At 44.4% G+C, this 20,610-nt stretch carries 17 protein-coding genes; 4 read left to right on the top strand and 13 right to left on the bottom strand.

The annotated features are described in order from the left end of the window. Nucleotides 1-247: 247 nt before the first annotated feature. Genes DESOR_RS12950 through DESOR_RS12925 form a run of 6 tightly spaced genes read right to left on the bottom strand, consistent with a single transcriptional unit; the run spans nucleotide 248 to nucleotide 5,232 of the window. Complete coding sequence (locus DESOR_RS12950) at nucleotides 248-1,375, bottom strand: NAD(P)/FAD-dependent oxidoreductase (RefSeq protein ID WP_014185039.1); 1,128 nt, start codon at nucleotides 1,373-1,375, stop codon at nucleotides 248-250. 6 nt (nucleotides 1,376-1,381) lie between these two features. Further along, nucleotides 1,382-1,708 (bottom strand): (2Fe-2S)-binding protein, encoded by a 327-nt coding sequence (locus DESOR_RS12945; RefSeq protein WP_014185038.1) that lies wholly within the window; start codon nucleotides 1,706-1,708, stop codon nucleotides 1,382-1,384. Further along, nucleotides 1,696-3,288, bottom strand: coding sequence for an FAD-dependent oxidoreductase (locus DESOR_RS12940; RefSeq protein WP_014185037.1), 1,593 nt, complete (start codon nucleotides 3,286-3,288; stop codon nucleotides 1,696-1,698). Before DESOR_RS12940 ends, DESOR_RS12945 begins: the two co-directional genes overlap by 13 nt. Nucleotides 3,289-3,303: 15 nt before the next feature. Then, nucleotides 3,304-3,615: a (2Fe-2S)-binding protein gene (locus tag DESOR_RS12935; protein WP_014185036.1), complete on the bottom strand. Its 312-nt coding sequence runs from the start codon at nucleotides 3,613-3,615 to the stop codon at nucleotides 3,304-3,306. Nucleotides 3,616-3,642: 27 nt separating this feature from the next. Continuing rightward, on the bottom strand, nucleotides 3,643-4,779 hold the full coding sequence (locus tag DESOR_RS12930) for an ornithine cyclodeaminase family protein (RefSeq protein ID WP_014185035.1): 1,137 nt from the start codon (nucleotides 4,777-4,779) through the stop codon (nucleotides 3,643-3,645). A 57-nt stretch (nucleotides 4,780-4,836) separates the two neighbouring features. Beyond that, nucleotides 4,837-5,232, bottom strand: a complete 396-nt coding sequence (locus tag DESOR_RS12925) for a Rid family hydrolase (RefSeq protein WP_014185034.1) — start codon at nucleotides 5,230-5,232, stop codon at nucleotides 4,837-4,839. A 212-nt stretch (nucleotides 5,233-5,444) separates the two neighbouring features. Here DESOR_RS12925 and DESOR_RS12920 point away from each other — a divergent pair, with 212 nt between their 5' ends. The 3 genes from DESOR_RS12920 (at nucleotide 5,445) to DESOR_RS12910 (ending at nucleotide 9,226) form a co-directional block, all read left to right on the top strand. Then, the gene (locus tag DESOR_RS12920) at nucleotides 5,445-6,704 is read left to right on the top strand and encodes a Glu/Leu/Phe/Val family dehydrogenase (protein ID WP_014185033.1); all 1,260 of its coding nucleotides are present in this window, start codon (nucleotides 5,445-5,447) and stop codon (nucleotides 6,702-6,704) included. A gap of 165 nt (nucleotides 6,705-6,869) precedes the next feature. After that, nucleotides 6,870-8,213 (top strand): APC family permease, encoded by a 1,344-nt coding sequence (locus DESOR_RS12915; RefSeq protein ID WP_014185032.1) that lies wholly within the window; start codon nucleotides 6,870-6,872, stop codon nucleotides 8,211-8,213. A 164-nt stretch (nucleotides 8,214-8,377) separates the two neighbouring features. Further along, nucleotides 8,378-9,226 carry a helix-turn-helix domain-containing protein gene (locus tag DESOR_RS12910; RefSeq protein ID WP_014185031.1) on the top strand — a complete coding sequence of 283 codons (849 nt, stop codon included), beginning with the start codon at nucleotides 8,378-8,380 and terminating at the stop codon, nucleotides 9,224-9,226. A 220-nt stretch (nucleotides 9,227-9,446) separates the two neighbouring features. Here the strand turns inward: DESOR_RS12910 and DESOR_RS12905 are convergent, their stop codons facing one another. Beyond that, the gene (locus DESOR_RS12905; protein ID WP_014185030.1) at nucleotides 9,447-12,521 is read right to left on the bottom strand and encodes an efflux RND transporter permease subunit; all 3,075 of its coding nucleotides are present in this window, start codon (nucleotides 12,519-12,521) and stop codon (nucleotides 9,447-9,449) included. Further along, complete coding sequence (locus DESOR_RS12900; protein WP_014185029.1) at nucleotides 12,518-13,627, bottom strand: efflux RND transporter periplasmic adaptor subunit; 1,110 nt, start codon at nucleotides 13,625-13,627, stop codon at nucleotides 12,518-12,520. The genes DESOR_RS12905 and DESOR_RS12900 overlap by 4 nt, the downstream gene beginning before the upstream one ends. 174 nt (nucleotides 13,628-13,801) lie before the next feature. On the opposite strand from DESOR_RS12900, the gene DESOR_RS12895 reads away from it, so the two are divergent. Next, complete coding sequence (locus DESOR_RS12895) at nucleotides 13,802-14,371, top strand: TetR/AcrR family transcriptional regulator (protein ID WP_052304308.1); 570 nt, start codon at nucleotides 13,802-13,804, stop codon at nucleotides 14,369-14,371. A gap of 330 nt (nucleotides 14,372-14,701) precedes the next feature. On the opposite strand, the gene lepB is transcribed toward DESOR_RS12895, so the two are convergent. From lepB to bioF, 5 genes are all read right to left on the bottom strand, one after another. After that, complete coding sequence (gene lepB, locus DESOR_RS12890) at nucleotides 14,702-15,244, bottom strand: signal peptidase I (protein WP_014185027.1); 543 nt, start codon at nucleotides 15,242-15,244, stop codon at nucleotides 14,702-14,704. Between the two features lie 180 nt (nucleotides 15,245-15,424). After that, nucleotides 15,425-16,765, bottom strand: a complete 1,341-nt coding sequence (gene bioA / locus DESOR_RS12885; RefSeq protein ID WP_014185026.1) for an adenosylmethionine--8-amino-7-oxononanoate transaminase — start codon at nucleotides 16,763-16,765, stop codon at nucleotides 15,425-15,427. 33 nt (nucleotides 16,766-16,798) lie between these two features. Then, on the bottom strand, nucleotides 16,799-17,479 hold the full coding sequence (gene bioD, locus DESOR_RS12880) for a dethiobiotin synthase (RefSeq protein WP_014185025.1): 681 nt from the start codon (nucleotides 17,477-17,479) through the stop codon (nucleotides 16,799-16,801). Beyond that, nucleotides 17,472-18,440: a biotin synthase BioB gene (gene bioB / locus DESOR_RS12875; protein ID WP_014185024.1), complete on the bottom strand. Its 969-nt coding sequence runs from the start codon at nucleotides 18,438-18,440 to the stop codon at nucleotides 17,472-17,474. The genes bioD and bioB overlap by 8 nt, the downstream gene beginning before the upstream one ends. Further along, the gene (gene bioF / locus DESOR_RS12870; protein ID WP_042332252.1) at nucleotides 18,437-20,386 is read right to left on the bottom strand and encodes an 8-amino-7-oxononanoate synthase; all 1,950 of its coding nucleotides are present in this window, start codon (nucleotides 20,384-20,386) and stop codon (nucleotides 18,437-18,439) included. The genes bioB and bioF overlap by 4 nt, the downstream gene beginning before the upstream one ends. Between the last annotated feature and the right edge of the window lie 224 nt (nucleotides 20,387-20,610).

Genomic DNA, 20,610 nt, shown 5'->3' with positions numbered 1-20,610 from the left:
GAAATTTATTGCTCACCTTTTGAAATCTTCCGCGGCTCAGCTGATAATTGCTTTTATTATATACGACAATTTAAAATGGAGAAATGCAATGTTTTCTTTTTTTGACTTTGGCTAACCAAAGGGCTGAAACATACTAACACTACCCATTTAAAAAATCGGCGGTTTTGAGATGGACTAATCTAGATTAGCCAGACTCAAAACCGCCGATTTTTAAACTCCTTTAATAAGTTCGCCATCCCATCCACTGCTATAGCTTAGCTTTGAAGCGATCATAGCGAAAATCACTGACATCCAGAGCGGGCGCTTCGCCCACAGCCATCTGAGCCAGCAGAGTTCCTACGACAGGAGCGATTCCAAAGCCATGCCCGCTAAAGGCACAGGCCAGAATAAGTCCGGGCACCTCTTCAACCTGACTGATCACCGGAACGTGATCCGCACAGACATCAATCCAGCCCGCCCATGTTCTGACGATTTTAGCCTCGGCGAGACAAGGGAAATAGTTCATAATACCCCGGCAGATGCAGGGTGCGGTGATACTGTTGGTAACCGGAGTACCGTTATCCTTATTCACGTCCTCTAAACCTGAGGTGCCGCCGAAGACAAAAGAACCATGAGAGCTTTGATGCCCATAAAAGTCGGCAGCTGCCGTGCCCAGCATCTGATAAAACATGGCGGGCTGGGCTTCCGTCACCAGGACTTCCAGCAAAGCCTTGGTCATGGGCACGTCAATACCCACACTTGCGGCAATATCCCGGCTCTCATACCCCGCTGCTAAAATAATTCTCTCACCCTCATAAACATCCTCAGTGGTCACCACTTGTCTGGCCTGCCCTTTAACTTTCTTAATCCCAGTCACTTCTGCACCGCTGATGAACCTGACGCCCAATTCTCTTGCTTTGCGGTAATAGGCCAGAGTTGCCAGGAGGGGATTGGCATGCCCGTCCGTTGGGCACCAGCTGGCACCGCCGACCTCGTCGGAGAGATAAGGATTGATGGCCTTAGCCTCTGTTTTATCAATCATCTTTACATCTAAACCCAAGGCAACAGCCCGCTCCGTAAGTCCTGCCAAAATTTTAAGATGGTTTTCGCTTTTGCCTAGGCGCAGGTTGCCTTGCTGGTAATACTCCACGTCCATTCCCAATTCTTCGGAAAGAGCGGGCCATAAATGCTTGACGCCATACATGGCTAAGGGTAATTCCCGTTTATCCCGCCCTGATTGCCTTACACCGCCGCCGTTTCTGCTGGAACCGCCGTTGCCCAAAGCATCACTTTTCTCCAGAACGATCACGGAACAACCCTTTTTGGCTAAATAGTAAGCGGTGGAATTGCCGATAATCCCTCCGCCGATGATAATCACATCTGCGCAATACCCCATTACCTATCAGACCTCCTTCCGTTCATTTCCCAAAACTTTCATGGGGATAGGACGCATAGGAGCCCTGGCTGGTGCCGGCTCTATCTCCAGAGGGGATATCCCCAGTTCAGCGGCGATAATTCCTTTAACCAGTCTGGAGCAGGTCTGTCCCTGACAAAGCCCCATACCGGCCCTTAAATATCTGCGGATTTCCGACAGGGTGAACATGCCGTCATGAATTGCCTGGCGGATTTCCCCTTTGCTGATTTCCTCACAGCGGCAGATAATCAGGTCATCATCCCCCCGGGGAACATACTTGCCAATATCCGTTAAACGATCCTTTATTTTGCCCATAGCTCTGCCTCCAAACCCCGGAAAAACCGGACCTTCATTGCCACCTCAGCGGGAACTTTGATCGTGAGCAAATTCGTATGATCAAATGCCTGGGCAGCTTTTACATTCGTAACCTCTGCCCGGCACACTTCCCTGCCTCCCCGGTCCAAGGCTATCCCCTCATCTCCCGCTGCCGGAAGAGGTAAAAACTCATAGGGCAGGGTTATGGAGGCCCAGCCCGGTTCATAGTCTTCGTTGACAAGAAAGATGGCCTGACCGGGACAGGAGGCCACACACAGGCCGCAGCCGCTGCATTCTTTTTCCGGATCAATGGCGGGAAGAGCAGAAATTTTCTCCCCAATGACGATGCACTTTTTCGGACAGGCACTCTGACAGGGGTTACAAGGAATATTCTGGGTACATTCAATGACGGGATGAATTCCCGCGGCTTTGCTGACACCGGGAAAACGCAGGATTTCAGGCTCATCCAGATATCCTTTTCTGAGCAGATTATGGGAAACAGCAATTCCCTCCTCCGTTTCAGCAATAACCTTGCCTCTGTTTTCCGGGGCAAACATTCCTTCCCGCAAACTTTGCAGAGCCTTTTTCAGTTCATTTACTGCGGCCCCCAGCTCCTCCGCCGTGATAAAACCCAGGTAGTTTGCGGCAGCGAGACCGGAAATTCGGCCTTCGATCATAGCGGAACTGGCTTCTTCAATGCCTGAAACATCACCGGCGGCAAAGATTCCCGGGACACTGGTTTCCCCCCTGGCAGTGCAGACCGGTACAAACCCGCCTGGGGTATCCTGCATATTGCAGCCGGCCATGCTGAGGAGCTGAGACATGGGTGACAGACCAACAGCCAGGCAAATAGTGTCTACCTCAAAATGTTTCTCCGTGCCGGGAATGACCTGCCAGGTACGGTCAACCTCACCGATGCTGACGCCGGTCACAGACTCTTCCCCTTCAGCTTTGATAATTGTATGAGAAAGGTAAAAGGGCACGCCGCACCTGGCCACTTTCGAAGCATGAACACCGTATCCCCCCACCTGAGAGGCCGCGTCCACCAGGGCTTCCACTTCACAGCCGGCCTGCATAAGCTGAAAGCTTACCACCAGCCCCACGTTTCCGGAGCCCAGCATCAGGACACGGTTCCCCGGTTTAACACTATGCAGGTTCATCATAGTTTGGGCCGCGCCGGCACCAATAACGCCAGGCAAGGTCCAGCCTGGAAAGGGCACCATATTTTCCGAGGCTCCCGTTGCGACTATGACAGCATCCCCTTTATAATGAAGGATTTCAGTTCCGATTTGCACAGTGATTTCTTTATCCATGTACAAGCCGATTACTATCGCATTTAAAATGACTTCAACACCGTAATCGTTGGCTTCTTTTAATAACTCTTCACCGATTTTAAAGCCCCGGATCTTGGCCTTATGCTCCTTGGAACCGAAAAATTTATGAATTTGCTTAAAAAGCTGGCCGCCGGGTTTAGGGTTTTCATCAAAGACAATCGCCTTGACTCCCCGCTTGGCAGCTTCAATCGCGGCTGATAAACCCGCCGGACCGGCCCCAATAATGATTAAATCGTATCGTTTCATCCTTTCACCCCTCTCTTACTGCTCCTTTGCCCTTAACCCGTATTGAGTCTGAACCTTCATTCCGGCTTCTAAAGGTGTAATGCAGGTTCTGACATTCGGCTGTCCGTTGACCACCATGACACAGTCGGTGCATCTGCCGATTGCACAAAAAACGCCTCTGGGCTGATGATGTTTTTTCGTATAACGGTGGATAAGGACACCGGCAGCTTCCAGGGCCATGGCAATTGGCTCCCCCTCCAGGCCGGTTATTGTTTTTCCGTCATAGCTGAATTCAATGGTTCTTTTTTCAGCTGGTTTTCCCAGGATGGGATGTTCCGTGATTCTCATAATTTTTACCCCCCTTGACGTGTTCCCTTAGGCTAAATAAGGAGTTTCCCACAGGTTCAATTTTGTTCCGATTCCTTTAGCCAAAGCGTTTCGGTAGACAATAGTCCCCCAGGCAACATCCTCGATGGGCATACCCCCTACGGAATAGATCACGATTTCATTTTCTTTTCTGTGCACAGGAACCGTGCCCATTAAGATATCCCCTAAATCGTCAATCTGGTCTTTCCTCATCTTGCCTTCAGCAATCAAATCCATGCAATGTACGGCAGGAATGGGAATGGAATGGTAAGCCGGGAACTCCATTTCTTCCGCCCATGCTTCATATAATTGGATATTATCTGCTACATTCCTGGCCCGGTTTAAGATAAAATCATCATCAAATCTGGCAGACGCCGGACAGCAAAGTACAGCCCCTGGTTTAATCCAGTCCTCCTGAATATAGGGGTAGACGCTGGGATCCCCCGTAGGACTGGATGTAGCTACACTGACAATATCTGCATCCCTTACGGCTTCTTCTTCAGTTTGAACAATTCGTATATCTTTAACGGTGGGATATTTCTCTTGCACATATTGAATAAAGCTGTCCACGGATATCCGGCTTCTTCCTTTAATCTTTACGGTTTCAATACCGGGTCTGGTTGCCATGGCCGCATCAAAGGCCGTCTTGCTCATAACGCCAGGGCCGATGATTCCCACAACTTTGGAGTCTTCCCGGGCGAAATATTTGATTCCCACCCCGGGAACAGCTCCCGTTCGGTAAGCACTTAAGATATTGGCCGACATGTAGGCTAAGGGCGCCCCGGTGTCTTTATCATTTAAAGTAAGCATTAAGATGGATCGGGGCAGGCCTTTTTCTCTGTTTTCTACATTAGAACCGTACCACTTCATACCAGCCATATCGAACTTCCCGCCCAGGTAGGCGGGCATAGCCATAAATCTTCGGTCCGGCCCATTCTTCGGCATGTTAGGGAAGGGGGAACTATCCGGGAAGGTCATCATGACGCCGTGGGAATTGGCATTGGCACCACCCATGCGGTAATCCCCTGTTTTTAATAACTTAAACATTTCTTCCATGGCCTCTACACAGCCTGCCATATCGGTAACGCCTGCCCTGATCATGTCTTCTTCATTCAGATAGATGAAATCAATCTTTGGGTTTGCCATTTTTGAATCCTCCTGTTTTTCATTTATTTAAGGAAAGAGTGTTTCCTAACCGGCTGGTTAAATTTTTTTACACCCGATGACAGCTTCCAATTCTATTTCCACCAACTGTGTCGGACGGTTTAATTTTGGTGTTTCCACCATGGTAAACAAAGGGCCTATGTCTTTAAAAAATTCTGAGAAGGCATCACCAGTTTCTGGCGCAAATTTCATGTCTGTCACATAGGCTTTAATCTTAATGACATCTTCCGGCTTCGCCTCTGCCCTTTCCAAAAGATCCATAAACTTACTAAATATATATTTAGCCTGTTCATAAGCTGTTTCTCCAGATACAGAACCATCCGGCTGCACCGCCGTGGTACCGCCAATGTACACATGGTCTCCGACTTTGACCATTCTGGAGTATCCGATCCTCCCTTCCAAAGGCGCTCCGGAGGAATAGTTGATTCTCTTCATTGATCCGCCTCCCTTTACATAAAATGAAAGTCTTACGATTGGTTTTTATCGCAAGACTTCTTTGTCGTTGGTGTTTTATATTCTATAGACATTTCCTCTTTGCGCATTGTAAAAATCGGAACATCAACAAAAGCACTGCTGTTCCGATTTTTACAATTATCCAGAAAAAAAAGGGAGTAGTATCGTGAATTATAATATAAAAGGAGGAAGTTATGGAAAGAGCCTATGATCCTTATGAAAATGTTGTCACAGTACTCGAACAGGCTATGGATGTGGGAAACATCGACAGATCAATGTTCGAGATCATTAAGAACCCGCAGCGAGCGGTCATTGTCTACCTACCGGTGGAAATGGACGACGGAACCGTGCGTGTATTTGAGGGCTACCGGGTTCAGCACTCCAACATCAGAGGACCGTTCAAGGGCGGTGTCCGCTATCATCAAGACTGCGACCTAAACGAAACAATGGCTCTGTCCACTTGGATGTCCCTCAAATGTGCCGTAGTGAATATACCCTTCGGCGGAGCGAAGGGCGGGATTAAGGTGGATCCCAAAACACTATCAAAACAAGAGCTGCGTCGTCTGACACGTAGATATACCTATGCCATTGAGCCAATCATCGGCGCAGATTCGGATATTCCCGCACCCGATGTGAACACCAACAGTCAGACGATGGCCTGGATTCTAGATACCTACAGTATGCTCAAGGGCAAGCCCTGTCCGGGTGTGGTAACGGGCAAGCCGGTGGAACTAGGCGGTTCAAGGGGACGAGAATCTGCCACCGGCCGCGGCGTTGTCATCAGCAGTAAGCTGATTCTAGAACAAATGGGGGAAACATTGTCCGGAGTGAGAGTTGCTATCCAGGGAATGGGAAATGTGGGAGCAAACGCGGCGCGTATTTTTCATCACAGAGGGGCAAAAGTTATCGCCATTAGTGATATATCCGGCGGTCTATATTGCAGCGATGGTCTAGACATAGATCTAATCTCGGACTTTGTCACAGATGGAGAAAATTTACTAAAGGACTATAACGCACCTGGTGTAACCCATATCTCTAACCGGGAATTGTTGCTATGTGAATGCGACATTCTGGTTCCATCAGCTATGGAGAATCAGATTAATGAAGAGCTGGCTCAAAAAATAAAATGCCGATTTATCGTCGAAGGAGCCAACGGTCCTACCACAGCGGCGGCAGACACTATTCTGTCAGAGCGGGGCATCAACCTCGTACCGGATGTTTTTGCCAATAGCGGCGGTGTTATCGTGTCCTACTTTGAGTGGGTCCAGAACATCCAGACACTGACCTGGGAACGGGACCAAGTCAATGAGATGCTGGAGGGTATTATGACCAAGGCTTTTTATGAAATATTGAAGGAAGTCGAGGTCTCCAAATGCAGCCTGCGCATGGCGGCCTATATTCTGGCAATTCGCCGTCTTCTATATGCAGAAGAGATTAAGGGTATTTTTCCCTAAAAACATTGACTCGGATTTATATTTTTAGTTCCGATTTTTACAATGAAAGGTTCCAACGATTTGCTAAAATATCAACATGAAAAAAGTTATGGGCAAGGGCGCTCTGCGGTAAGTAGAGTGCCCTTTTTATATCACTAAAAATAATAATGAAAGAGGTTGGAGAAAATGAAACTAGAAAACAGTATACAACCGACGTTAAAACGAACACTTCAAACAAGAGACTTGGTTATCTATGGATTGGTGTTTATGATACCAATGGCACCGGCGGCTATGTATGGAACGTTTCTGGGACCAGCCGGCGGAATGGTGGCACTTTGCTATTTGATCGGGATGATAGCAATGTTCTTCACGGGGATGAGCTATCGCACGATGTCGCAAAAATATCCAATGGCAGGTTCAGTATATGTATATGTACAGAAGGGTGTTTCTGCTCCACTGGGATTTCTGACCGGCTGGTCCATCCTGCTGGACTACTTTTTGCTTCCCGCTACGGTTGTCATTATTGGCAGTTCCTTTGCCAATGCTTTGATTCCCTCTATCCCTCTTTGGATATGGGTCATTGGTTTCATAATTCTCAGTACGGTCATCAATATCATTGGTATTGATCTGATGTCCAAGTGCAGTTGGATTTTATTTGCTCTGCAAATCATTGTCATCCTGGTCTTTCTTGCCTGTGTCATCCACCTTTGGCTTAATGGCACCATAAAGTTTAACACTATTTCTTTTTACAATCCTGCCCAGTTTAATATGTCAGGTGTACTCCAGGCAACGGGTATTGTCATTTTGAGTTATCTTGGTTTCGATGCCATCAGCACCCTTGCGGAAGAAGCTATCAAACCTGAAAAATCCATTGGTAAAGCAATTATTTGGTCGATTATAATCATTGGCATCATTTTTATGGTTATCACCTTTTTTGCCGGACTCGCCTATCCCAACTATGAAGAGCTGAATGTGGATACTGCCTTTATCGACATCGTTAATTTCGTGGGCGGCCCATGGCTTACCGTCTTGACCAACATTACCCTCATATTATCCTTCGGCATCGCAACCTGTCAGGCTTCTCAGGCTGCCGTAGCCAGAATCCTGTTCGCCATGGGCAGAGACGGTGTGTTGCCTAAGAAACTTGGCTATGTCAATGAGAAGCATCAGACTCCGGTTGTTGCCACAATCTTTGTGGGTCTGGTTACTGCCCCCATTGCCCTATTCTGCTCTCTGGGGTTCATTTCCACCCTAGTAAGCTTCGGTGCGTTGGTTGGCTTCATTCTGCTTAATGTTGCTGTTGTCTGGAGATTCTTCATTCAAGATAAAGAATGCCCAAAAGATGGCAAAGCTATTATACAATATCTGATCTGTCCTTTAATCGGCTTAGTTGTGACCCTCTGGATCTTTATTAATTTAGGAACAGCCGCCCATACCATTGGCCTCGTCTGGTTAGCCGCAGGATTAATGTATCTGCTGGCTGTCACGAAGGGTTTCCGAAATCCTGTTCCTCAAATGGAGCTGAGCTGAGAAATTTTTGATGGAATAATTTACCTGAGTGTTACAGCAAGTATTTCTTGACCTTAACCCTCCCTAAGGATAAAATTAAAAAGACACAAAGGTGTGCAAACGCCTTTGTGTCTTTTTTTGTGCCAAGAACAACCTCAAAATTTCTTAATAAAGGAGCTGATCTTATGAGGAATTATACCCCAAGCTTAAGCAATAATGAACTGAACCCCAAGCAGCCGGAGTTTGTTCTTGCCACATCCACTTACTCTAAAAAATGTTTAATGAACTATAATATCTCCCACTTTTATACCTTTACTGCGGAAGCAGATAAAATGGGCGTCATCCCCGATGCCTGTATTGACATTTTATTCTGGAAAAAAGACGATAAAATAAAAGCCAAAATCGCAGGAACCTTTCTGCAAAAAGGCGAAGCTCCCACTGATTTGAAATGCGAGTATTTTGGGGTGCGCTTTTTACCCGGCATTAACCCCGTCAATAATATTATGAAACTGAGTGAGCTGGTCAACCATGAAGAAGATTTTGAGGATATGATTGCCCAGTATGATGACAAAGAACAATTGCTGGAAACCATGTATTGGGCCGGCTCATTTGAGGAGAAAGTGCAGGCCTTCCTGAATTTCTATATAAAACAAAGTGATCATTCCCTTGAGAATGAGGGTAGCTTAAAGCGTGTCATGCGCAAGGTTATCCTGACTTCAAACGGCAATCTGAAACTGGCGGATTTGAGTGCTTACACAGGATATTCGGAGAGATACCTGAATCAGAAAATCCATCAGGAGTTTGGCATGAATCCTAAAAACCTTATTCGCTTAATCCGCTTTCAGAAATCCGTCAGCAATCTGATCAGTTCCATCCCCAGGATAAACTGCACGGATACGGCCCTGGCTGCCGGGTATTATGATCAATCCCATTTTATCAAAGAATTTATGAATCTTTCCGGTTTAACCCCTACCGTTTATATTAAAAATTTGCTGGATAATGGCTATGACAAGAAATTGCATGTTATTGCCTGATCCATTAAACCCCAGTCCGAACTTCCTGCCTGAAATATTATTAATCACCTAGGTTGTCATGACATATAATCATCGTATTTTTCAGTCAATATGCTAAATAACCTTTAAGAACGTTCCCGGCGTGGTTTTATTCTGCTACAACTTTCATACTGGAACCTTCTCCTTGGCTTGTCTCCAAAATCCTACGCGTATACGATTTGGAGGCAAGCCCGGCGGATATTCAAATAGCTGCAGGACTGTTTGCAGGATCATTATCTTTCCCGTCGCTGTATACCAGATGATAAATAATCGGAACGAAGATAAGATTGATCATCATGGATATTATGAGCCCCGACATAAGCAATCTTGCCATCGGTATAAATAAAGTATCGCCCCCGACAGCAAGAGGCAGCAGCCCTAAGGTCGCGGTGGTCGTACTTGTCAGGATCGCTCTGAGGCGCTTTACCCCTGCGGTTTTACATGCGTCAAGCACGGAGGCCCCTTTTAAGCGTTCATCATCGATGAACTGTATTAACATGATGGCGTTTGCAAGCACGACGCCGATCATGCTGATGATCCCGATTAGCGCAAACAACGAAAGGTTCTGTCCGGTCAAAAACAAACCGGCAATTCCCGCACATGTTCCAAATGGCACAGATATGAACGCAATCAAAGCCTTTTTCACAGAATTGAACTGGTACACCAAGATCAGGAAAATCAGAATAAACGAAACTGCCGCAGCGAAGGCGATCGTTTTTACCACATTCATATATTCCTTCTTTTCTCCGGATTTTTCCAGCGTTACACTGACCGGGAAGTCCAGCTTTGACAGCTTATTCTCCAATTTCGACTGCACCGCGACATTGCTGTGACCGCCGTCGACATAGCTGCCGACCACTCTTCCCCGGTGTCCGTCTATACGCGTAATTCCCGTGAGATGCGGCTCCGGTGAGATATCCGCAAATTGCTGCAGTTGATATTTGCTCCCTGTCGCCGAGGATTTTACTTTAAAGTTTTCCAGCATAGTTTGACTGTCGATATTACTATCCAAAAAGACATCGTATTCCTTGCTTCCTTCCCTGTATAAGGAAACATCCCTTCCCATCAAGGCCAGGCTGAGCTCGTTCTGCACCTCCGCTTTCATAAGACCCAAGCTGTTCAGTTTCTTCGTGTCCATATCGACGTAGTAATTGTAAGTGGATATATCGTGGGAATTGATTATGTTTTTCGTCCCCTCAATACTGCTCATCACCTCTGCGACCATATCGGAAGCCGTGTTTAAATCCTCCAGGTTATCGCTGTACAATTTGATTTCGACAGGCTTTGTCATAAAGGCGATAACTCCCAGTTCATCAACTATCACCTGTCCGCCTGACACCTTTTCATCAAGTTCTTTTTGTAGGTAGGCGACCATATCCTTTGTCATATCAAACCGCTTACCTTTCCTCAGATCGACTCGTACAAAAATATCGCCAACGTCATCACCCACTCCTTTGGGAAGCACGGAAAAATCATATCTCGGGATTCCCTGCCCTACTCCGGAAAGATAGTATTCAACTTCAGGCTGTTCGGCCAAAATCCCCTGTATCTGCTTGACCACAGCCTCTGTTTTATCCAGTCCGTTTTCACGGTCTCCCCTGACCTCAATGGTCACCACATCTTTGTCCGCTTTGGCCACCAGCTCAAAATTGATGAGCGTTAGGCTTAAAGCGCAGACAATCAAAAAAAACAACGCGGAGGCGATCGCCTTTTTGCGATGGTAAAATGCCATCAGAAAATATTGATCGTATATTTGGGCAACCTTTTTAAATTTATCCTCTTTTTTCCCGTCATGCTTTTTAAGAAAAAGATATGACATAAGCGGAGTGACGAGAAGGGAGACCAAACAGCAGATAACAAGGCAGGTTATAACAACCACGGGAAGGCTGAAGGCCAATTGTTTATAGGCTCCGGATAACGTAAACAAGGAGGAAAATCCCGAAACCGCAACCAGCATGGAAACAAAGATCGGCCGCGCCACTGCTTCCGTCCCTTTCACCGCCGCCGCATACCTGTCCTCACCGCTGTCCAGTCTGGACTGTATAGAGTCGCTTACGACAATGGAATTATCCACCAGCATGCCCAAAACAACGATCAGGGCGGCTAAGGAAACAAACTGGATATCCACGCCGAACCACGGCAATAAAATAAATGTGGAAAGGATCGACAAGGGTATCGCAATGCTGACGGCAATACTGTTGCGCAGATTGATGCACAGCATTACTACAAGCATGACCAGAATAATGGCTTCCGCTAAGTTTTCAACAAATCCATTGATTGCTGTTTTGACAACATTCGACTGTAAATAGACTTCATGGACCTGTATATTATCCGGGAGCGTGCCGGAAAAAGCCTCCATGGCGTCCCGGATAGAACTGGTCATGGTCACGACATTGATCCCCTTGTCAAAATACAGCACTAATAAATTGGAGGGCTCGCCGTTATAATAGTACCGAGGTTCGTCCGGTACGCTTTTTTTCACTGCGGCGATATCGGACAACCGATAGATGACTCCATTAGATTTCGAAGATCCGACAATGATGTTTTTGATTTCATCAATGCTTGCGAATTTTCCGTTGGAGCTGACCGTCATAACATTCTGCTTGATATCCATCGTGCCGGCCGGAATCATGCTGTTTTGAGCAGATATCAGCGATGAGATTTCCGACAGCGAGAGATCCAGCGCATTCAGTTTGTTTACATCTACGGTTACCTTCACTTCAGAAAGCTGCTCTCCGTAAATGTCGACTTTTTTCACTCCGTCCAGCAGCTTAAGCCGGTCTTTTAGTTCCGTCGCTCTCTGGACTAATTCATCACCGGATATGTTATCCGCGGTTACCGCGACAAGAAGGCCGGCGGTATCCATGATGTCTGTGTTTACGGAAATTTGCGTAACGCCGCCAGGCAGCGTTTCCTTCAAACTGGTAACCTTAAGACGCAGGTCGTCAAAACTTTCATCGACCTCTTCCTGGCTCAGGTTCATATCGAGGCATACCGTCACCGTACAGTAGTTTTCATAAACATCTGAGGAGCAGTAATCAAACCCGTTCAGCGACATGACGGTTTCCTCGACCTTTTTGGTCACCAGTTCCTCCATATCTTCGGCGGATGCTCCAGGGTATACCACGGTAACTGCCGCGACAGGCAGGACAACTTCCGGGAAATTCTGTTTGGGAATGTTTATGTACGAATAAAAGCCGACGGCCATCAGTAAAATGATGACGATGATGATAAATACTTTCTTTTCAATAACATGTTCTATCAAGCCTTTTTTCATTGGTTGACAGCCCTTTCCGCGTTTACAATGTTTACCATGTCATTCTCCTTTAAAGATTTAACGCCGGATGTTACGATCTGAGTTCCCGCTTTCAATCCGGTGACCCGGATATTGTCGTCTCTGATCTCATGTAATCTGACCTGCTGTTTATTGACCTTCCAGTTCCCGGCCCCCTCTTCCGAAACAGTATATACATAGTCGATCCCGTCAAGATTAAACACGCTTTCAATCGGAATGAAGCATCCCTTGTCTTCGCCGATTATGATTTGCACGTCAATGGTTTCGCCGACTGCGATATCGTCGGAATCAAAGATGATATCCACGGTATACAGCATGTTCTCTTCATCCGGGAAGGCAGAAATACTGCTGATTTTACCTTTAATTTTCTCGTTGATCCACACCGCGCTTTCCGTGGTGATCTTTGCATAATCTTCAACCGAAACGCCAACTACCGCCTTAACGCCTTCACTTTTGCCGATCACAACAGGATTGCCCATAGCTGTGATTTCTCCCTCTTTAAAGGGAAGCTCCATCACATATCCGGACATATCGGAATAAAGGACTGCATTATTCAAAACCTCCGTTGCCTCATTCAGACTGTTTTTCGCTATTTCGTAGGAATTCAGCAGATTCTGGTATTCCGTCTGCTTCGCCTCAAGCTCCTTGGAAGGGATGGCGCCCTCTTTATACAGGGGCTCCATAGCGTCCAGATAGGATTTAGACAAGCGGATCGAATTCTCCAGACTTTTCACATATTGTGCCGCCGTATTGCTGTTTAACTCCAAAGTCTCGGTATCAAGCTTTGCCAGAATATCGCCGGGATGTATCTCCTGACCTTTTTTTACATATATTTTTTCGACTTTACCTCCGAGAGGAAAGGCGTATTTTTTAGTCTCATAAGGCTGGACAATACCCCGGTAGTCAAGAGATATCGCGTAACCTTTCTCTTCAACCTTCTGAGTTGCCACATTCTTCGGCGCGATGGAATTCACAACTGTTTCGCGGTCGTGGAAAGCAGTAAAGCCTATGATAATAATCACAATGATAAAGAAAATGATTATGATAATTTTTCCTATGATAAAATCAGTCCCTGCATGTCTTGCCATTTAAAAACCCCTCTTGTAAAAAATTTGATAACGTTCAGACAATAATGTAATATATCAGATATAACGACACAATGGTTAATAATTAGTATCATGCAAAATAAAAGGCACAATTCATATTTGTGTCTGGAAAATATCGAAATTTTTTAGATTTTCCAACAGGCGGTGAATTTGCAATTGAAGAATGATATGAGAGTGATCCGTACGAAGAGAGCTATCAGACAAGCCTTTTTAACGCTGCTTACAGAAAAAAAATATGAAAACATAACTGTACAGGATATTGCAAGGGAGGCGTTTATTAACCGAAATACGTTCTATACCCATTATATTGACAAAACAGATCTACTGGAAAAGCTCAGCAATGAGTGTCTGGACGATCTCAAAAAATGTCTTGCGGAAAAAAACATTCCTGAATTAGACGATGATCTGCTATATACCATAATTAAAGATGTTTTAAATACGATAGAAATGAATGCGGGCTTTTATAGGTCAATGATGATTGACAGTGATTCAGCCTTTTTCACAGAAAAATTAGCAACTACACTAAAGGATATCGTATACCCGTATATCTCCGATTCCACAGGTCAAGAAAAGGATCTTTTTATTGAATATTTAATTTCGGGTTTTATTGGAATCATCCGGATGTATTTAAAAGGAGACATAAAAGTATCAATTGAAAAGCTATCCAATTTTTTCTTTAATTTTATTCATCAAAATCCATATTCACTTTTTCTCAAGAATACATAACAATACCCTGTATCTACGATGGATAAATTCCTATTCGTCATCAGAACTATACACTCCTCATGCCTTGATGAGAAAAAATAATGCCGCTTGAAACTTTAAGCTCCTTAGCGGCAAAAATTATTTAAGTTATTTTCAGGTAGTGAATTCCTCCTGCATCTCCTCTCCACCCTTATACCTATATTACAAAGAATTTATGAATCTTTCCGGTTTAACCCCTGCCGTTTATATTAAAAATTTGCTGGACAATGGCTATGACAAGAAATTGCATGTTATTGCCTGAAGTATATGAGCCATAATTATTCAGGAACCACCACCGGCAAAGAAATTGAACTATTTGGCTAGCTGTCCAAAATCATTAAGCGGCCAGTACTTGAGCATAGCTTTTCCGATAGTGTTTTTTGCTGGCAAGACTCCCCAGTAATGACTATCATAACTATCATTACGATTGTCCCCTAATACAAAATATGAATTCTGAGGAACTATCAAAGGGCCATAACTGTAATTCGGTTTTGCCTTTTCATAAGGTTCAGCTAATGCTTCATCATTAACAAATACTTTACCATCTTTTATTTGTACTGTGTCTCCCGGCAAACCAATAACTCTTTTAATCCAAGGGTCACCCTTTGGATTATTAACATTTTCAGGCGGGTTAAAGACGATTATATCTCCCCGGCTAATTCCCGAAAATTTATAGTACATTTTGTCTACCAAGACCCTATCGTTTACTTGAATTGTCGGAGACATAGAAGGAGTTGGTATGGTTGCTGCTTCTATAATTGTACTACGTAGCCCCCATGATAGTATAAATGCAAAAAATAGGATCTCCAGTAACTCAAATAATTTTTTCTTAGAGCTCCCTTGTCTTTTCGCCATTTTTATCTTCCTTTTCATTTTAAGTGATGTTTATTTGTAACTTCCGCTCTCATCATAACCGACATATACCCATTCCGGTGCAGGATATTTTATGTCTGCTGCTATCCAGCAAACTATTTCCATTCCTTTACACGATAATAATATTATACAATATTCATTACACTGGGTATAGATGGGTCTTCAGCCTATAACCTCTTTAATGGACTCAGCGCAGATTGATACTGCTTTATCTATTTCTGCTTCATTAATAATCAAGGGCGGATTAAAATATAAAACGTTGCCAAGGGGTCTTAAGATAAGACCTTTCTCTAAAGCCTTCTTATAAACCTGATAACCCAGTCTAAGCTGAGAGTCATATTCTTCCTTTGTCCTCTTATCGATTACTAATTCCATAGCATTCACCAAGCCGAGATGTCTGATTTCGCCAATATGCTGATGGTCTAATAATGCTTCATTTAATTGATTGTGCAGATATTCAGCCCTAAGAGCAGCCTTCTCAATTATCCGGTCTTCTCTTAGGATTTTCTGAACAACTAAGGCAGCTGAACATCCCAAAGGGTTTCCACTGTAGGTATGGCTGTGCATAAATGCTTTTCCTTCATTATAATCAGCATAAAAGGCATTGTAGATCTCATCGGTGGTTATCGTAATAGCCATTGGCATATACCCCCCCGTCAGACCTTTGGAAAGGCACATAATGTCAGGGCTTACCCCTGCGTGATCAAAGGCAAACATTTTTCCCGTCCTGCCAAACCCTGTGGCAATTTCATCAGCAATTAAAATCACCCTATACTGGTTGCATAATGCACGAAGTTTCTTTAAATAGAGGGCAGGATAGATTCTCATTCCTGCACTTCCCTGCAGCAAAGGCTCTACGATCATAGCACAGGTTTCATCAGCATGTTCAGCAAAGGCCTTTTCCGCATGTTCAAAACATTCGGCATTACAACTGTCTCTGAACTTCCCATAAGAGCATCGGTAACAGTCAGGTGCTTCCACATGAATCGTGTCCATTAACATGGGCTTATAGATTTTGGCATACAAATCCATGCTTCCCACTGACAAGGCTCCGATGGTTTCCCCATGATACCCTTCCGATAGACACATAAATTTGGTTTTCTTTTCATGTCCTGTCTGATACTGATATTGAAAACTCATTTTCAAGGCGCACTCTACAGCTGCGGAACCATTATCCGAAAAATTAAATTTAGTAAGTCCTTTGGGGATAATCTCCATTAACTGTTCACAGAGAAGAATTGCCGGTTCGTGAGAAAAATTGGCAAAAATCACATGCTCCAGGCGGTCCAGCTGCGCTTTGATCGCTTCATTAATCTTTGCATTACTATGTCCTAAAAGATTACACCACCATGAACTTACTATATCCATGTATTCCTTACCTGCTTGATCGTATAAATAAACGCCTTTGCCATGGTCGATAATAATCGGCTTGAGTTGTTCATAATCTTTCATCTGTGAACAGGGGTGCCAGATATACTTTAAGTCCTTTTCTACTAAATTCATTGCTGCCCTTCCTCTCCCTTGATTTTTAGATTTCTAATCATACAAAGCGGCAAGTTTATTGGCATCAAGGTTAAGTTCCGTATCATGATCTTTGACCAAAGCTATGACTGGAATCCCTGTCAGGGCTTCTACCATCTGTTTATTATCTGCTTCCATAACATTGCCTTCATGAAAATGATTGAAGATAATCCCTTTGATGGACAGATTTTTCTGCTTCATATATTCAACGGTTAAAACAACAGCATTAATGGTACCTAATCCGGCATCTGCAACAATCAAGGTGCTTAAATCCAACTCTCTGATAATATCCTCCAGCATAATTTTCCTATGATCATAACGAATAGGACAGACGATTCCTCCGCTGCCTTCCACGGTAAGATAGTCATATTTGGCGGCGGCTTTCCGGTAGGCTGACTTGACCACTTCCATTGCCACTGGATTGCCCTCCAGCTTGGCCGCCAGGTGAGGAGAAACCGCATTTTTATAAACGTAGGAGACCAGACCTTCCGGCTTTTCGCCAAGCTTTGCTGCCCGGTTAACGTAGTCCGCATCACCTGGAATTAAGGCATTCTTCGTCACTTCGGCCCCGCTTAAGACAGCTTTATAGTAGCCTGCCTTAAATCCTGCTTCACGAAGTTTTTTAATCATTAAGGCTGTCACAAACGTTTTGCCGATATCCGTTCCTGTTGCCGTAATAAAAATCCCTTTACTCATTCCATAGCCCTGCCTTATAACCTAACTTTTCTAACATTTGCATATCCTGTTCAATAGAAATTCCAGATGTGGTAAGCATATCTCCTGATATAGCCGCATTGGCCCCTGACTGAAAGCATTGTTCCCCTTTATCCGGCAATAACCCTCTGCCCCCTGCCATGCGAATAGATGCCTTCGGTACCAAGAAACGGAATACCGCTGCAATTCTGCACATATCCTCATTGGTAAGTTTCTCAGTATTTTCATAAGGTGTTCCCGGAATTGGATTCAGCATATTCACAGGAATCGAACGGATACCTAACTCTCTGATGGTAAGAACCATATCAATTCTATCTTCCATCGTCTCACCCAGTCCCATAATCCCCCCGCTGCAGATATTCAGCCCTGCCCTTTGAGCAGCCTTTATGGTCTCAATCTTCTCATCAAAAGAATGGGTAGTACAGACATTGGGAAAGTTCCTTCTTGAAGTTTCTAAGTTGTTATGTACTCTGCTTACCCCTGCCGCTTTCAATTTTCTGAACTGAACTTCATCCAATAGTCCAAAGGAAACACAAACAGCTATTCCTGTTTCCTTTCTAATCGCCCTTATGCTTTCACATACTTGATTTACTTCCTGTTCATTGAGTTTCTTTGCGGAAGTTACTATGGAATAACGGAGTATTCCTCGTTCATCGTTATACTTGGCCTGATCCACAAGTATCCCTGTCTCTAAGAGGGGATATTCATCGATCTCAGTACTGTAGAATGCTGATTGAGCACAGTATTTACAGTTTTCGGAGCACCTGCCGCTCTTGCCATTGACGATGGCACAAATATCAAAGTTGTTTCCGCAAAAATATTCTCTTATTTCATTGGCGGCTGAACAAATTTCTTCCAGGGGAGCCTCCGCAATGAGCATTGCTTCTGCTTTCGAGATCAGGGCTCCATTGATCACTTTTTCTTTATAGTGCTGAATACTCATGATTGATTCCTCCCCCGGTACTTGTTGACAATGTTCCCAATAGTCTGGGCGGACCGTTTCAGTTCTTCCTTGGTGTGAGTCGACATCAAGGTTATGCGCAGTCTGGCACTTCCTTTCTTAACTGTCGGATAGCGAATCGCTGAAATATAATAGCCTTGTGCCAATAATTCTTTCGAGATCTCCATGGTTTGTTTCTCACCGCCAATAATAATCGGAATAATGGCAGTTTGGGAATCTGCCTCAATCCCTGATTCCCTTAAACATTGACAAAAGTATTGGATATTTTTCTGCAACGCTTCTACCCTTTGCGGCTCATTCATGATTAGTTCAATGGCTTTGATGGAGGATGCCGTCACAGCAGGAGACAAGGATGTGGAAAAGATAAAACTGCGGGATTTATTCTTCAGGTAGTCAATTAAGATTTGTTTTCCACAGACAAACCCGCCTTCGCTGCCAATTGCCTTACTTAAGGTTCCCATAAGAATATCCGGCTTTTTATCCAGACCATAATACTCTGCCGTCCCCAATCCCTTTTTACCAATGACACCCGTAGCATGGGCCTCGTCAAGCATGGAAAACAGCTCATATCTCTCCGCAATTTCTAACAACCTTGGTAAATCCACGATATCGCCATCCATGCTGAAAACAGCATCGCTGACGATCAATCCTTTAGCACAGGGATTGGCTTTTATTTTTGCTTCTAAGTCATCCATATCATTATGCCGGTAGACTACTATTCTGGCCTTGCTTAACCGGCAGCCGTCAATGATACTGGCATGATTCAGCTCATCGCTGAAGACAATGTCATCCTTGGCACAAAGGGCGGAAATAATTCCTACATTTGCCATGTAACCCGTATTGTAAACTAAAGCCGCCTCTGTCCCCTTAAATTTTGCCAGCAAATTCTCCAATTGCTGATGGATGGATGTTGTACCTGTTGTTAAACGTGATCCGCCTGAGCCTACACCATATTCCTCCATGACTTTTAAGGTATACGTTTTCACTTGTCCATCGTTGGACATATCTAAATAACTATTGGAAGCCAGCATCAGCATGTCTTGGCCCTGAAAGCTGACATGGGCACTTTGGGCCGAGGAAAGTTCATTCATACTGCGGAACAAATTATTGTCTTTTAGATTTCCTAAGGTGTTCTCTATAAAACTCCATTTGTTATTGGCACCCTTCCCGCCAGGCACTGGCTGATCTGACAGGGGAGGTATATTTCTAACCAGTACTTTTTGCTTCTCTAAATAATCAAGGCAGCTTTGGACTTCGGAACGGTCTCCTCGATAAAGAAAGATCCTGCCCCCATCCTGGCTTCCCTTCTCCTTTAATTTCGTAATGCGTACATATCCCATGTCTTTAGAAGCCACATAACCTGTTACATAATTAGGATCATCCGATATACAGATCTCACCAATAATATTGGGAGCATAGGCTGCTTTCGCAGCTAAGACCATTGCTTCATAATAAGGGTTCTTCATTTCAATCGTTTCCTGCCTGCCGGAATGATCGGCATCCATATAGACAGCTCGAATTCCTCTCTCTTTGTCAGGCTCCAATCGTTCTAATGAGTCGGCATCCAACAACATGGCACCGCGCATAGGATAGGTTTCTTTTAGCTTTTCTATAATCTCTGCCGCCTTAGGGATATTCATTTTTTCCAGCAGACCGATAATGGTTTGCATACCTTCCTGATGATTATGTACAGGGATTGTACGGGCAGGCAATGAATCTAAACAGAGGATTTCAGCGCTGCTGATAGCTTCGATTTTGAGATTAATGAAATCAGCTTTCCCTTTGGAATGATACAACCCTCTCTTTAATAAAGCGTCTGAATACCTGAGAAGACTGCCGCCGCTTACTATCTTCTCCGCTCCGGAAATATGTTTTTCAGTTCCCTCTTCACAATTACTTGCTCTCATCTTTATACTATACAGGCCCATAAGCTTCACCCGATTTCTTAAATAATTTTTTACCATAAAATCTCAAGTACATTTAGTAATCAACAAAGTCCTTACCCGGGGATTGTCCCCTCTATATAACTAATAATAATAGTCTCCCTCCAATTGTCAACCAATTTTTTTATTATGGTTTACAATTGGAGGGAGACTATTTAGAAATAACCTTTAAAATGAGTCAGCGTAAAGTCTCTTTGGCCGTTAAAATA

The sequence above is a fragment of the Desulfosporosinus orientis DSM 765 genome, from assembly GCF_000235605.1.
GTDB classification, from domain to species: Bacteria; Bacillota; Desulfitobacteriia; order Desulfitobacteriales; family Desulfitobacteriaceae; genus Desulfosporosinus; species Desulfosporosinus orientis.
Note: the sequence above shows the minus strand (reverse complement) of the source record. Positions and strands in the feature narration are given on the sequence as shown.